9 protein-coding genes and 1 tRNA gene are annotated in these 16289 nt (G+C 43.8%); 8 read left to right on the top strand and 2 right to left on the bottom strand.

Annotation, left to right across the window (positions count from 1 at the left end; genetic code table 11):
- Nucleotides 1-442 precede the first annotated feature (442 nt).
- The 3 genes from GV030_RS10245 to GV030_RS10235 all read left to right on the top strand — a co-directional run bounded on the left by GV030_RS10245 (nucleotide 443) and on the right by GV030_RS10235 (nucleotide 4189).
- Complete coding sequence (locus tag GV030_RS10245) at nucleotides 443-1780, top strand: ammonium transporter (RefSeq protein ID WP_159582216.1); 1338 nt, start codon at nucleotides 443-445, stop codon at nucleotides 1778-1780.
- Between the two features lie 122 nt (nucleotides 1781-1902).
- Nucleotides 1903-2943 carry an outer membrane beta-barrel protein gene (locus tag GV030_RS10240; RefSeq protein ID WP_159582215.1) on the top strand — a complete coding sequence of 347 codons (1041 nt, stop codon included), beginning with the start codon at nucleotides 1903-1905 and terminating at the stop codon, nucleotides 2941-2943.
- A gap of 235 nt (nucleotides 2944-3178) precedes the next feature.
- Nucleotides 3179-4189, top strand: coding sequence for a glutamine synthetase beta-grasp domain-containing protein (locus tag GV030_RS10235; RefSeq protein ID WP_159582214.1), 1011 nt, complete (start codon nucleotides 3179-3181; stop codon nucleotides 4187-4189).
- Nucleotides 4190-4247: 58 nt separating this feature from the next.
- On the opposite strand, the gene GV030_RS10230 is transcribed toward GV030_RS10235, so the two are convergent.
- Nucleotides 4248-4934: an SH3 domain-containing protein gene (locus GV030_RS10230; protein WP_159582213.1), complete on the bottom strand. Its 687-nt coding sequence runs from the start codon at nucleotides 4932-4934 to the stop codon at nucleotides 4248-4250.
- Between the two features lie 115 nt (nucleotides 4935-5049).
- Between GV030_RS10230 and GV030_RS10225 the strand changes: the two genes are divergently transcribed.
- From GV030_RS10225 to GV030_RS21700, 5 genes are all read left to right on the top strand, one after another.
- Nucleotides 5050-5125: transfer RNA gene (locus GV030_RS10225), tRNA-Lys, on the top strand.
- Between the two features lie 433 nt (nucleotides 5126-5558).
- Nucleotides 5559-6842: a hypothetical protein gene (locus GV030_RS10220; protein WP_159582212.1), complete on the top strand. Its 1284-nt coding sequence runs from the start codon at nucleotides 5559-5561 to the stop codon at nucleotides 6840-6842.
- 56 nt (nucleotides 6843-6898) lie between these two features.
- The gene (locus tag GV030_RS10215) at nucleotides 6899-9871 is read left to right on the top strand and encodes an RHS repeat domain-containing protein (protein ID WP_159582211.1); all 2973 of its coding nucleotides are present in this window, start codon (nucleotides 6899-6901) and stop codon (nucleotides 9869-9871) included.
- 12 nt (nucleotides 9872-9883) lie between these two features.
- The gene (locus GV030_RS10210) at nucleotides 9884-14056 is read left to right on the top strand and encodes a DUF6443 domain-containing protein (protein ID WP_159582210.1); all 4173 of its coding nucleotides are present in this window, start codon (nucleotides 9884-9886) and stop codon (nucleotides 14054-14056) included.
- A gap of 617 nt (nucleotides 14057-14673) precedes the next feature.
- Nucleotides 14674-14835: a transposase gene (locus GV030_RS21700; protein ID WP_221413328.1), complete on the top strand. Its 162-nt coding sequence runs from the start codon at nucleotides 14674-14676 to the stop codon at nucleotides 14833-14835.
- 309 nt (nucleotides 14836-15144) lie between these two features.
- On the opposite strand, the gene GV030_RS10200 is transcribed toward GV030_RS21700, so the two are convergent.
- The gene (locus tag GV030_RS10200) at nucleotides 15145-16083 is read right to left on the bottom strand and encodes a hypothetical protein (protein ID WP_159582209.1); all 939 of its coding nucleotides are present in this window, start codon (nucleotides 16081-16083) and stop codon (nucleotides 15145-15147) included.
- Nucleotides 16084-16289: the final 206 nt, after the last annotated feature.

Genomic DNA, 16289 nt, shown 5'->3' with positions numbered 1-16289 from the left:
GGGCTAAAAATAGAGCATATCGGTCACATCCTGTTTTGTGCATGAATTATGAAACCATACAGGATTATGGAGGGTCTTTGATATTTCCATATATTATTTGGAGAAATAATAGGAATATTTAAAAAATTGAAATCAAAATTGTGAAAAAAAGCAAATTATTTTGTGAAAACGCATTTTTACAATATGAATAAGATGCCTGCCGTCAAATAAGGATCAATTATATAATTATTAATATTTTGCTTCTTTTATAATGAAAATTTAAAAATTGACCCTTCTAAACTTAAAATAAGGTGATAAAAATGTGTAAGTATTAAAATTTCGTTTTTGATAATTCGTGATTATGTCCTTTTATTTGGAGTGTGGACAGAGGCTAATTGCCCGGTTTGTGCTAACCGGAAGCCGAATCTTCGCAACGAATTTTTAATCTTAAAAACTTATGAACATGATCACCAACCTATTGATGATTGTACAAGATTCGGTAGCCGTGGCAGACACCATTGCGGCGGTAGTTCCGGAGGTTGTAGAGACTGTTGCGGTGGCGACAGATTACAGTGCGGACATTACGGCCAACCTACTAACGGCCAATAACATTTGGATGATGATGGCCACGGCGCTGGTTTTCATTATGCACTTGGGTTTCGCGGGTGTGGAAGCAGGATTCGGCCAGTCTAAGAACACGGTTAATATCCTTTTCAAAAACACACTGACTCCTATTATAGGTATTCTTACCTATGCGCTTGTGGGTTTCAACCTGATGTATCCTGGCTTTGACGTTCCTGGCTGGTTCGGCTTTGCAGGTTTCGGCCTTGAGACTTCTGCCACTGCGGACATCTCCGCAGAGTATGCCGGTGCCGGATACACTTACTGGACAGACTTCCTGTTCCAGGCGATGTTTGCTGCTACAGCTGCCACTATTGTTTCTGGTGCGGTTGCTGAGCGGGTAAAACTAGGTGCTTACCTTATTTTCACGCTGATCTTCGTGGGTGTTGTATACCCGATCATCGGTAGCTGGAAATGGGGTGGTGGAGCACTTGATGCAATGGGCTTCTACGATTTCGCAGGATCCACGCTCGTACACTCAGTAGGTGGATGGGGTGCACTTGCCGGGATCATGATTGTAGGTCCAAGACTTGGGAAATATGTAGATGGCAAAGTTATCGACAAGCCAGGTTCTAGTGTGCCTTTGGCTGTGATCGGTGTGTTCTTGCTTTGGTTAGGCTGGTTCGGTTTCAATGGCGGATCTGTTCTTTCTGCTGATCCAGGGTTGGTATCTTTCGTATTGGTGACGACCTCTCTTGCTGCCTGTGCTGGTGGTCTTGGTGGATTCGTTACCGGATACCTTGTGTTCAAGAGACTCGATTTGGGTATGGTATTGAATGGTATCCTTGCAGGACTTGTAGGTATTACTGCAGGAGCTGATGTGATCGAGCCAGGTAATGCCATCATAGTAGGAGTCGTTGCCGGTATCCTTGTAGTGATCTCTGCGATCACATTGGACAAATTCAAATTGGATGACGTGGTAGGTGCAGTTTCAGTTCACCTTACCTGCGGTATTTGGGGAACACTCGCTGTGGGTATCTTCTCTATCAATGCGGATCATACTTTCATGGCACAGCTCAAAGGAGTGCTGATCTGCGGAGCAGCAGCCTTCATCTGCGCTTTCATTATCTTCTATGTACTGAAATTGACTATCGGTATCAGGGTATCTGAAGAGCACGAAAAAGAAGGTCTTGATAGCCACGAGCACGGCATCAGAGGATACACCATCATTCAGGAGTAATCTTCCTTCTCTACAAAAAACACTTCTAAAATAAATAGGCCTCTGAGCTCTAAAGGCGGGAACCATTAAAGTACTCAGAGGCCTGTTTCAAAACTTTCCAAACTCATTTATTTAAAAAGCTTATGAACACTTTTACAAAACTATCAAAAAGATTTCTGATTGCTGCAATGTTGTTGTTGGCAGTTGTGACCGTGAAAGCACAAGAGGAAGAGTCTTCTTTCTCACTGAGTGGATCTGTGGATACTTATTTCAGAACTAACCTGAATGCTGCAAATTATACTGATTTTGACGATGATGGCGTGAAGGAAATTCAGGCTCCAGGATCATCTTTTGCCAACCTTCCAGGGTTTTCTTTGGGTATGGTTAATCTGATTGCTGCTTACGAGGGAGAAAAAGTAGGTTTCGTTGGAGATTTGGTATTTGGACCCAGAGGAGCGGATGCCGTATTCGGTTCTGCCCCTGCCTTGAACATCGTGAACCAGTTGTATGTATACTGGAATGTAAGCGATGCATTAACAATTACAGCGGGTAACTTCAATACCTTCCTTGGTTATGAGGTGATCTCACCTTCTGCCAACTTCAACTACTCTACCTCATACATGTTCTCATACGGACCATTCTCTCACTCAGGAGTGAAAGCGGATATCTCTGCTGGTGATGTGAGCTTCATGGTGGGTGTGTTTAACCCAACTGACGCTACAGATTTTAACCCATCAGGCGAGTACCTTGGTGGAGCGCAGATTGGTTATGGTGGAGCTTACCTGAACTTCTTGTTTGATGATGAGTTTTTCCAGGCTGATTTGACTGCTGGATGGGATTTGTCTGAATCTTTCTACCTGGGTGTGAATGCAACCAGTGCTTCTGACAACTTCTTCGGTGCAGCGCTTTATCTGCAAAATTCTTTCTCTGATGCTTTCTCTATGGGATTGAGAGGTGAGTATTTCAGTGACAAAGGAGTGGGTGTTTTGACTACTGACGAAAGTATAATTGACCTGACTTTGTCAGCCAACTATACCGTAGGAAGTCTGACATTGATTCCTGAGGTAAGATTGGATTCTTTCTCTGAAGATGATGTAGTGGTTACGGAATTCAACAGTCCTACTGACTTCAAAACCGGTAGTTCTTTGTCTTCATTCGTGATTGCTGCAGTGTACTCTTTCTAAGAGTCCACAGCTAAGACATCATAGATCCCATTTCCGACCAGATCTCAGGTCTTTCGGAAATGGGATTTTGTATTGAATATTTATGGAATTATTGGTTTATTAACAATATTTCATAAATAATGATGAAAAATGTTTAATAATTCAGTTATTTTTTTAAAATTTGAAGTATCGACATTTTGGTAATTAAATCGTAATTTTTTTAGTTAAACAAGTTAAAATATAAACCAGAATTAACATGGCTAAGTCAAAATTGGAGTACATCTGGCTTGATGGTTACAAGCCTACCCAATCATTAAGAAGTAAAACTAAAGTGGTGAGTAATTTCAGTGGAAAGCTCGAAGACCTGGATGATTGGTCTTTCGACGGTAGTTCTACTGAGCAGGCAGAAGGAGGTTCTTCTGATTGTATTTTGAGACCTGTATTTGTTTGTCCGGACCCGGTGCATGAAAATGGCTACCTGGTCATGACTGAGGTAATGAATGCTGATGGTACTGCTCACGAGTCTAATGGCAGAGCGACCATCGATGATGAGGATGATGATTTTTGGTTTGGCTTTGAGCAAGAGTACTTCATTTGGGACCCTGCTACAGATAAGCCTTTGGGTTTTCCAGCTAATGGATATCCGGCACCACAGGGACCATACTACTGTGGAGTAGGTGGACAAAATGTCTTTGGAAGAGAAATTAAGGACGAGCACCTGGATCTTTGCATTGCAGCTGGTCTGAATGTAGAAGGTACAAATGGTGAAGTAGCTGCTGGTCAGTGGGAGTTTCAGATTTTCGCTAAAGGAGCTAAGCAGGCAGGTGATGAAATCTGGATCGGTAGATTCTTGCTGGAGAGACTGGTAGAGAAATACGGTCTTTTTATCGAATATCACCCTAAGCCACTTGGTCAGACTGACTGGAATGGATCAGGTATGCACGCCAACTTCTCCAATTCTTTCTTAAGAACAGCTGCTTCTAAAGAGAAAGTAGAGAAGGTTTGTGAGGCATTCAGACCTTTGGTGAAAGAACACATTGCGGTTTACGGAGCTTACAACGATCAGCGACTGACTGGTAAGCACGAGACTGCCTCTATCAATGACTTCTCTTATGGAGTATCTGACAGAGGAGCTTCTATCCGTATCCCACTTTATACCAAGACACACGGATGGAGTGGCTACCTGGAAGACAGAAGACCTGCATCTAACGCAGATCCGTACAAAGTAGCTGCAAGGATCATCAAAACGGTGAAGCCGGTAAAATAAATAATTGCAATTAAGCAGAAATGAAACAGGCGCCCGATTACATCGGGCGCCTGTTTTTTTATAGGGTCTTGAGGTTTTTGGTACGGATGTAGGCCACTTCTTCCTGCCAGCGAATTTTGGTCCACAGGGCATCAGATTGAAGCACCGTCACCTTATTGCCTTTCTCTATGTAGCTGATAGGCTCAGCCCCGGCAGAGGGTCCGGTCATGAGCAGCGAATGGTCCTGGCTCACGATACCCGTATCAGCAAGAAAAAGTTGATTGCTCAATAAACCAATGAGCACGAGCGTCAGGGCTTGCAGGAAAAGAGATACTCTGGGTAGCTCATCTTTCTTGCGCTTGCTATAACCGTAGATGAGTAAGAACAGAGAAAAGGCGAGCAAAACGATAAGGATCTCCACTTCATAGTTTCTAACGAAATTAGCCATGAACTTAAAGTCTGAATACTCAAAGCCCGACAGGTGATGTTCTTCTGCAAGTTCACGCATTTTGGTGAGTGCGGCCTTGTCTGAGGTCTTTAGGTAGTAAAGGTTGAGGTAGAAGAGGGCGTCGGCATAGTTGCCCAGACCTTCCTGTATGAAAGCCATCTTAGTAAGCATGGCAGGAGAAGCTTTATCCTGATTAAAAATATTCTCATACTTCTTCAGTGCTTCTGTGTATTTTTGATTGGCAAAAAGGGAATCTGCAGTCGACAATTCGGCATTTTGAGCGTAAATCGGAAGGCCGATGACCAAGATTAGAAACATTGTCTGAATTATTCTGATAAAAAAGTATTTCATTGTTGTATTTTGAAAACAAGCTTCCTATTTTTGCAACCGCAATTTAAGGAAACGGCCTTAAAAAAAAGCAAAATAATCACACGATTCGCTAGCTCAGCTGGTAGAGCAACGCCCTTTTAAGGCGTGGGTCCTGGGTTCGAGCCCCAGGCGGATCACCATCGAAAACCCTACCACATCGGTAGGGTTTTTTTGTTGTTATACGTGGGAGTGAGGGATTGGATTTGAGGGATGATAAAAGTGACGAGCCGAAGTAAAGATTAAATCCAAAACCTTGTATCCATCCCTTTAGATATAATGCAATCAGTTTTTTATAAGTTTTACTAGGAAGGTTTTTTATTTTTTTACATTTTAGCGGTGTCTAACCAACCGTTACCAATTATGACCTTTCCAACCGCTACAATGATTTGGATGCATCATCCAATCTGATGACTAACCGGAAGATGTGCATTCCTGATCCAGGAACCCCTTCTAAGCAGTACGCTACAGCCTCTATTTTTTAATTGTCAAATTAGTCTCAAAGAATTTGACAGGAGTTTTGTGGCTACACTATCTATTTAATAAACAGAACCATAGAACCAAGCGCCAACCATAATGAAAACCAGACTAACCCTATTCATAGCACTTGTTTTAATCAATACTTTACTCCAGGCCCAACCATGGGATTACGAAGGTCAGTCTGTGATTTACTCGTTAGTTGACAAGGTTGGTGTTGGATTGAAAACCCCTTCAGGTAAGTTTCATATCCTGCATTCGGGTACTTTGGGAGGTAAAGCAGATGCTTCCAAGTCATACTTAACCCTTTCTGATGGTACCAATCAGATGTTTTTTGATGTGAATGAAATCACCGGTACGGATCAGATGATTATTGGGGCGCAAGGAGGTATACGCTTCAGGTATGTCAACAGCAGTGGTTTTACGGAGCGCATGTCGATTCTTCCAAGCGGGGAGGTGGGCATTGGCACGATTGCTCCGGCAGGCAAGTTTCATGTTCAGTCTCAAAATATTGGAAGTCAGCATTATCTGACTCTGGCTAATATATTTGAAGCTACTGAAGCGAGGGTGCAGATTATCGCTCTGGATAAGGACAATGCCGCCTCTATGATTCATCTGACCAATGTCCCCGAAGGGGGAGGGAATAACAAACACTGGGGCATCCATCATACTGGTGCATTGCGAAATGATCGCCTCGAATTTGGGTTTGGCACCACTACTACCAGCGGTGACGGAAATGCCTGGGACTTACCTGCCAAGATGGTGATCGAAACTGATGGGGATGTGGGAATAGGTACAGCCACTCCAGGATCTCGCCTGGACATTCGTGGCGGAGATCTGATGGTCTACAAAAATGACATTCGCTTGCTGGATGTGAACAACGGGGCCAGTGACGGAATGGGGATAGGCCATATGAGCATGTCACAAATGAGCATTTTTGCTGATGCAGAGATCCATTTCAAAGAAAGTGATGAAATGGCCACTAAGGTATGGATAGACTTGAATGATGGTCAGATGGGTATCAGAACCACTTCTGTACCTGCAGACTACGCTTTTGCTGTAGATGGAAAAGCCATTATGGAGGAGGTGAAAGTAGAAATGTCTGGCTCGTGGCCCGATTACGTGTTTGATCCAGATTACACGCTGCCTACGCTCGAAGAAACTTCAGCATACGTTAAAGCCAATCAACACCTGCCAGGAATGCCTTCTGCCAAAGAAGTGGCGGCAAACGGCATCTCCCTTGGAGAAATGAATGCCAAACTACTGGAGAAAATAGAGGAATTGACCTTGCATACCATTCGTCAGCAGGAGATGATTGACGCCCTGAATCGTCAAAATCAATATATATTAAAGGAATTAGCCCATATCAAAGACCAAGATTGATGTCTCTATCCGATCTTGATTATTCAATTTTCTCAAACCAATTTATCCAGCCAATCATGAAACGACCCCTTCTATTACTCCTCTTCAGTGTGAGTGTATACGTGCTTCATGCACAAGATAACTATTCCAATGAACCGACCTTTCATGACCCCAATGCTGCCTCATTAGGTAAGTATGTAGATATCCCAGTGAGCTACCATACGGGTGTGCCTAATATTTCCATACCAATTTATACCGTCAAAGAGGGTGAATTAGTCCTTCCAGTTTCACTTTCTTATCATGCATCTGGTATAAAGGTCAACGAAGTGGCTAGTTCGGTTGGCTTGGGGTGGAGCTTGTCTGCAGGTGGGGTGATATCAAGGTCTGTAAATGGAGCGCCTGATGAGGGTATACAAAGGACAGGAGGTAAAACCAACCGAAATGGTTGGGGGTATTATACAGATGGTGGATTACCCCCTGAAATAGAAGATCCGGCAAACAATTGTGGATCTCAATGGGTGAATGCATGCAAAGAGAGTTGCAATGTGGGATGCAATTGCTTTGAATACTTTTATGATGCGGCAAAAGGCCGGGCTGATTCGGAGCCTGACCTATTCTCTTATAATTTTAATGGAAAATCTGGGAAGTTCTACTTTGACCAAAGTGGTGGTGTGGTTCTCCTGCCCAGAAGTGATATCAAAATTGAAGTTATATCCTTTCCTCATTCATGGAAAATAGTTGATACAGATGGAACTAAATATTACTTTGGGACTACAGCTGCGACATCCAAAGTCTATACATACAACCCTTCAGGTTCTGGCTCTATCGGTAATGATACCTACTCTACCAGCTCATGGTATCTGTATAAAATTGAGTCAAGAAATAGTGATGATAATATCTATTTGACCTATGAGGCAGATGATCATGGATACGGTAATCGTCAGTCACAGTCCATCAGTATGTATCATGCTCAGGCATCCCTTAGTGGAGATGTCGCTGGTGTTTCGCATCTGCTAAATTATACCTGGGTTGACGGGGTTCGACTTTCCTCAATTATTAGCTCCAAAACCACCATTTCGCTTATTCCTGGTTCAGTACGTCAGGACGTTACACAATACGGAAGCCCCAATGGAGCTGCTAATACTGTGGCAAAGTCCATTCAGGAAATTCAAATTTCTTCACTTGGTATCTGTAAATCCTTTGAGTTAAATACTTCTTATTTTTCTTCAGCAACCGGTTCATCAGATTATTCCTTTTCGGACATTTCCGATACCAAACGATTAAAACTCAATTGGATACAAGAGAAATCTTGCGATGGAACATTAGTAAATCCGAAACATGAGTTTACATATTATGAATCCACTCCTTTGCCCAGAAGATACTCACTAGGACAAGATCATTGGGGGTATGCAAATGGTGAATCCCAACAGAATCACCTAATCCCAAGAGGTTTGCAACTTTTCTATTCTCCTACACCGGAAACCTATGCGAACAGAGCGCCGAATTTTACCAATGGTCAGGCCTACACGCTAAAATCCATTAAGTATCCAACAGGGGGTACTTCGGAGTTTATTTTTGAAGCTCATAAGGATGCGTCTAATAACGTGATAGGAGGGCTGAGAATTAAAACCGTGCAGAGTAAGGACGCTTCTGGTACGGTGGTTTTGAGTAAATCTTTTACCTATGATCTCCCCAACCTATACGATGGTGATCCCATGGGAGACTACGTGGATGATTTAGAGAATAATTTGGAATGGGCTCAATGGAATTTGATGCTGAACTCAGAGGTTAGGCTAGGTAAACGTATCACCTCGTCACCCAAATCGATATTATCCAGTACTCAGGGCTACCATATCGGGTATTCTAAAGTGACAGTCACCAATAGTGATGGATCTGACGAAATCTACAATTACACCAATCAAAACCCCATTCCTGTCACTTTTGAATACCCAAGTCCACCACCGTTTCAGGTCATTGGTATTGGGCGACTAGCAGGGAGTGAATATCGTGATGCAGATGATAACCTTGTCTCCTCAGAGGTAAATTATCATGGTACAGCTTTGGGCGCGGCATTTGATGGTATTCGGATATCCGTTGAGACTAGTCCGGATGGGACAAGCGGATGTGCCCTAGGTTACTCCTATATTGTAAAAAAAGCCTATAGCTATACTTCCAAATACTCACGTCTGGAGCAGAGCACTGTCACAAAGGATGGTGTGACGAGTATTACGAATTATGAATATGGTAATAATCACAACTTCCCCACAGCCATTATTTCCACGAACTCCAATGGGACAGTAGAGAGAAAAGAGATATCATATGCTCCTGATTTGTCTGGCTCTACCTACACTACCCTTGTCACACGCAACGTGATAGAGACCCCGATCATTGAGATGCAAAAGGTAGATGGTTTTCCTGTTTCTAAAGTGGAGCGAAGCTTTTCAGTTGCCGGGTATGATATATATCCTGAGACCACGGAATATTACCCTACCGGACAGAATGAATCAAGTATATACCATTATGTCTATAATTCAAACGGTCTGATAGAGACTCATAAGGAAGACGATAAGCGGGTAGCGTTCTGGTGGGAAGGCCCCAAACAGATTTCGGTAGCACGCTTTGAAGGTGCACCAATCGCTTCCGTGTATTACAATAGCTTTGAAGAGGTAGCGGGAACCACCGGAACGGCCAAAACGGGCACGAAGTATTACAATAGTGGTTCGTATGTTATCCCCACTGCTTACCGACCCTCGGGTGCAGGACTCAAAATGACCTTTTGGTATTATGATGGTACCTGGAAGTTCCAAAGTGAAACGGCATACTCCAGCACGGTCACCAAGTCCGGAGCTACCAGATTGGATGAAATTCGAGTGTACCCCGCTGGTACAACGGTGACTTCATATGTGCTGGGATACAATGCTCAGCCGATAACCGTAAATGATCCTAATAATGTGGTAACGACTTTCGAATACGACAAATTGGGAAGGCTGAAGCAAAAAAAGGATGAAGCCGGCAATATTTTACAAGCATACGATTACAACTTCAAATAATCCCGTCCAGCCATGTATAAGTATATAACAAGCCTTTTCATACTCACCCTGTTTTTTTCCTCAGTGCTAAAGGCACAGACTTATGATGATTATCATCAGGAGTATTCCCTTAGTACCTTTCTTAATACTGTTCCTGCTGGGTATACTGGGGGGCTTACCATCGATATATCAGATAATTATCTTACTGTTTCTATCGTGGCACAGCCAGCCAGCACTCCCAAGGCCTTGAGTGTCAAGCAAGGCCAAATTGTATTGATCAATTCTGTACCTGCTGTCACCCTTAAGGGGTTGGGGGCATTTGGTGATTACTTCGTAGATATAGATGCTTCAGGTTACCTGACCATTGATACAGAAGTCATGGGCACCATTGCCAAAGTATTTTCTATCAATGAGACCTATGGCCTGGAGCTGGGTTTTTCGGCATATCCTGTTTTCACCTCCACAGAAAACTATGTGGCTACCAGCACGATGATCAATGCGGTTACTACTTCCAATGTGAAGTCCAATGACAGGATGATTGGAGTAACCTATTTCGATGGACTGGGAAGGCCCGTTCAAACTTCCTCACTGTTTGCGTCTAATGATGGATATGATCTGATTACCCCCATCACATATGACGCAAAAGGGCGACAGGATACAGAGTATATGCCATACCCGGATAATTTGTTTGGTGCATACTCCAATGCCCGTGTCGCAGATCAGCTATCATATTACGGCAGCCCCAGTGAAGGTGTACAGTCCACCGGAGCGCCTTTTGCCAAAACGATATTTGAAGATTCCCCGCTGGATCGGCCCAGAAAACAGGGGAGTCCGGGTGCCCCCTGGCAACCCACCACTAACCCGGATGACCTTTCAGATCATTCCCGTAAAATGAGCTACAGAAGCAATGTTGCAGCAGATAATGTGCGGAAATATTTGTGGTCAGATATTGCCGGTGAAATGGACGACGCTGGCTTCTATGGAGACAATACCTTGTTTGTGAGCGTGATTTACGATGAAGACAATCATTTAGTCCATCAGTTTACAGATAGAAAAGGACAGGTGATTCTAAAACGTGTTTTTGATGGTGCTTCCGGGCTGGATACCTACTACATCTTTGATAATCGGGGCAATCTGAGACGTGTATTGCCACCCATGGCATCTGCCGGGTTGCTTTCACCTACTCCACCAGCCACAACCTACACCAATTTTTCGGCCACCTGGAATTATACTTCGTTTGTTCAAAACTCAGGATCAGGGGGTGGGGCAGTGGATGTAGCCATCACTAACAATATTCTTACCATGGACTTTAGTGCAGGGTTTAGCTCCAATACGCTGAAGTCTGGAAATACGGTACACCTGAATACAAAACGCATCCCTGACATGACATTGGGAACCATCTGTGATGGCAAGTATACGGTGAAAGTCACCAACAATTATATAGTAATAGACCATACCCCAGGGGGGAGTGTCACTGGTTTCGATGCTAGCTTCAGTGTGGACATAGCCGAGCTCTCCCGCCAGTACGTTTATAACGAAGACCTTGCTGTAAACTCCTATGATGGCAGATCCTATGAAATCGTGAAGGGCTCGGTCACACTGCTTCCGGGTTTTAACTTCACAGCCACTACTGATGAAACTTTCAGTGTAGGCCTCTCTGATGGTACCAGCGCCGGAGCTCTCAACTATCTGTATGGTTTTGAGTATAACTATGACCAGAGAAACAGACTCATTGGGAAGAAAGTGCCTGGGGCTGATTGGGTACATATGGTGTACGACAAGCGCGATCGGTTAATTCTTACTCAGGATGGAAACCAGCGATTGTCTAACCAATGGACATTTACCAAATATGACCATCTCAACAGACCGGTGCTCTCAGGCGTGACTACAATATCCGGGGGTAGGCAATCGGTACAGGATGCGGTCGATACCTTCTATCAGGGTAGTGCGCCACTTTATGAGTCGCGAGGGTCCACCATTCATGGGTATACCAATAGTTCATACCCGGTTGATTCGGATCCTTTTCATTATTACTCCGTCACCTATTATGATGATTATGCCTTTGGTATCCCCTCAGGCTACGAGTATGCCAAGCCTGCGGATTTTAACATTACCAAAACAGATCGGGTGAAGGGCCAGGTGACGGCTACCAAAACAAAAGTTTTGGGTGTGACGGCCTATCACTGGTCGCTGAACTACTATGATGCGAAGTACAGAGTAATCCAGAGTGTTTCTGCCAACTACGTGGGTGGCCAGGACCGGATCACCACTCAGTACAAACACATTGGGTGGGTGGAGAAAACACGGCGCGTTCATACAGGAGGCGAATCCGTGACTATTGATGACAGATTTGCATATGACAGTCAGGGTCGGTTGCTCAAGCAATACCAGACCATCAACTCCGACCCAGAGGTGCTCCTTGCCCAAAACCGGTACAATGACCTGGGGCAAGTCATTGAAAAGAATATTGGCCAGGAAGGTACTGGAGCTCCTGCACAGAGTGTGGATTATCGCTATAATACGCGTGGGTGGCTCACCACTGTAAACGGAGGCACTACCTTTGATGATGCGAATGACAGATTTGGGATGGAGCTGAAGTACGACGGGGCCCCTACAGGCTATAAGCAGTACAATGGAAATATTGGGCAGATGCTTTGGAAGACAACCGGCGGGGGGCAAAATGCCAACAGTCAGAACTACAAATTTGGCTACGATGACCTGAGTCGACTGACCGCCGCCACTTATAACAGTTCGTCCAAAACTAACTACTACAATGTGAGCGGTATTAGCTATGACCTCAATGGCAACATACAGACCCTGGTGAGGAAGTTCAATAACAGCAACGCCGACAACCTGGACTATGACTATTACGGCAATCAGCTCACCTCAGTGGGAGACACCTCTGACAATAGCCTTTTTGATGAAGAGTTCAGTGAGGGAAATCAGCCAAATGAGTATCTTTATGACCAAAGCGGCAATATGATTTCTGACGCGAATAAGGCAATAAGCAACATCAGCTATAACTACCTGAATCTACCTGAGCAGGTGGTGGTTCCTGAGGGTACCATCTACTATACCTACAATGCCCAGGGTGTGAAGCTGCGCAAGTTCTTTGACAAAACCAGTGGTATTGATGAGACGACTGACTATGTGGGCGGCATACAGTACAAAAATGGAGCCCTCGATTTTATCCAGCATGGGGAAGGTCGTGCAGTGAAGAATGGTGCGGGTTTTGACTATAAGTACAACCTCACGGACCACCTGGGCAATGTACGGGTGACCGTAGACGCTGCGGGAGTGGTGATCCAGCGCGACGATTATTATCCCTTTGGGCTTACTTTTAACTCCTTTAAAGACGGGTCAGATAATAAGTATCTCTACAACCAGGGAACAGGAGAAAAGACTTTTGCTACAGAAAGGCAACCAGAGCTTGGCTTAGATATGACGAAGTTTAGAATGTATGATTATGCTTTAGGTCGCTTTACCAGTATTGACCCTAAAGCAGAACAGGCTGGGCAAGAGAGCTGGACACCTTACCATTTTGGTTTTAATAATCCTATTCTACAAAATGACCCTTATGGGGATTGCCCAGTTTGTGTTAATTATTTCATTTCGTCAGCCTCTGCACTTTATGTTAAATATTCTGGAATTGTTTCTAATGTGAGAGCGCCTGTACAAAGGTCAATAAATGGTACATCAGGAGTACCTTCACATGTTAATATGGATGATAGAAGTCGTTTTGTTACTAATACAGCAAGTACATGGAGCGATGCAAATCAGGTTGCAACTAACGCTAAAAAACTTGGAGTAGAAGTTACAAAAGATTGGGGGGAAGCATTAGACAAAACAGGAGATGCAATATCCAATGCAGGATTGGCATCAACTCCTGTAACAGGCCCGGTTGGATTAAGTGTTATGAAAGTAGGAGACGCTATTTCTGCAACGGGGAAAGTCACTAAGGCTGTTGCAAATGCAGTAGATGGTGATTATGAGCAAGCGGGAGTTGAACTTACTAAGGCTGGCATTTCTGCTGTTAGTGGTTCACTAGTTGGTAACATGGTAGATGCTTCTAAACTTGTGGGAAATGCAGCTAAGAATGATATAGTTCAGGAGACTATTTTGCAAACGGTTAATAAAGTTGGTAATACTGCTTCAAATGCGGTAATAGATGAACAAGTGAAAAAACAAGAAGATGAAAGAGAATGATGAAATAAAGGAATCCGAATCCACACAGTCGGGACGAATTCAGTTGATAATAGTATTAGTTGGATTAATACTTGTCTTGCTAGTTTACTTAATTAAAGGTTGATATGAATGTACTCGTTGTAATAATTGCATTGTTTATTCCTAATAATGCCGATTTTGAAAGCAAAATAACCTACCAGAATACTTACAAGAGCCATATTCCGAATATGACATCAGAGCAGTTTAACCAGATGATGGGGACGGTTCAGGAATATTATATCAAGGGGATAAATATAAATCTGAGATGAATGGATCATTTTCTCAGTGGCAGCTATATGTTCCTTCTGAGAATCGGCTATATAGTATGCTAGCAGTATCAAATACCCCACGCTGGCGCACGCGTGTCGCGTGTGCCTTGAGCTCCCTTGAGCAATATCTGTTCTATTCATGTGATTTTCTATTTTTTGAGTATTTTTCCGTTGTGAGTAGAAAGTACAAGTTTCACAATCCTGAAGGACTATATTTCGTGAGCTTTGCCACGGTCTATTGGTTGGATCCGCAGTGGAACTGGTTTTTGTTAGAGACCTCTATAGTTCGATTATGTCGAGCGTCTTGACCATTGTCGCAAGCACAAAGGAATGGAAGTGTTTTGTTGGTGTATTATGCCGAGTCATTTGCATCTTATCTTTTCCGCGAAAGAAAACAACCCGGAAGCTCTTTTGGGGAGATTTAAAGAATATACCTCTAAGAAGCTTCAAAAGGAAATTGAGGACAATCCTCGAGAAAGCAAGAAAGAATGACTTTTGTGGATGTTTGAGCGAGCTGCTCTAAGTCCAGCAATGTGAAAGGAAAACAACTGTGGCAGCATACAATAAACCAATGGAGTTGTGGAGCAGTCACGTTATTGATCAGAAGGTGGCCTACATGAAAATCCCATTGAAGCGGGTTTTGTAAGTGAGGCCGAACATTGGAAATACAGCAGTGCCATCGGCTACAGTGGTGGAAAGGGATTGTTGGAGATGGATTTTATAAAATAGGAAAGGAAAAAAGTAAAGCACACGCGACACGCGTGCGCCAACGATGGGGGTTGGCGAACATGTCAGATCGTGTTATTTACTTTTTAAGACAGAGAGCTCATTTTGAAGCGCCTCTATTTTCTTGTTCTGTTCGATAAGATAGAGCGTTAACTCTTCGATTTTCTGGAGTAATAGGGCATCCATTTCACCCAGGTTGATTCCGCTCTCGGTTACCTGTGCCTCATTTGGGACATCCGGAAGATGACCATTCCTGGCGATGTGTTCTTCTACTTCTTCAAGTGTTCGCAAGCTATAGCCCTGCTCAAAAACGAAATCAGACCAGGTACCCGCCTCCACTTTAACTTCCCTTGCTCCAATAGAGCCATTCACAGCGAGTTTGTGTGAGCCAGTTGAGGCGGTTCCTATTCCGACCTTCCCATCATTTCTAATGGTAAATACTTCTCCTGCTGTGGGGCTTTCGAAGTAGAGTTTGTTGTCTCCCCCTGTGAAATTGTCTCCGTTATAATTGATGGAAAAGCCCAATGGTGCAGTATCGTCTGAGCCTTCAGAAAATATAAGTTTTGAAATACCCGTCCCGCCAGTTGACACATCATTTGATATTAATAAATCTTTATTTTGAACATGCAGGCCGGCATTTGGCTGGATAGTTCCAATACCAACGTCTCCACCTCTCATTAACCAAAGCACGGGATCACCCCAGATAACATCGTCCCCTGCGGCGGTTGAGGCCGGACTAATAAAAAAGCCAATACTCGAATGGTTGGTATAGATCATTTTGGCGCCATGCGATGTTGATCCAAAAACAGATGGATTGAATTTGTATTTTGTGTTGCCCGTCGTGGATAGCCCGCCATTCACATAGGTGTCTGACGCATATGCACTGAAAAGAATCCCGGCACTTCCACTCCATGTCCTTTGGGCCAGTTCCGTATAGGTTCCCCCGGATTGTGATATTCGGTTGCTGGTTTGGTCTCCGTGCACGTGTAGTTCGGTCACTTGGGCGTATCCCATGAGTGCAAGAATTGACAAGCAAATTGTGAGTGTTAATTTTTTCATTTCCTTATGTTCAGATTTGTGGTTTTGGACCTGGTTATGAATCCAGGCGATCGGCTACCACGAAATTGGTAGGTACCGATAGATAAAGCTAGTGAAATCTAGCATTTTCGGCAAGGGAAGCTCACAACGGTTCTCAGTAGAGATGAAGTAGTCAGTTTAGG

The organism is Marinoscillum sp. 108, assembly GCF_902506655.1.
GTDB lineage: Bacteria > Bacteroidota > Bacteroidia > Cytophagales > Cyclobacteriaceae > Marinoscillum > Marinoscillum luteum.
Note: the sequence above shows the minus strand (reverse complement) of the source record. Positions and strands in the feature narration are given on the sequence as shown.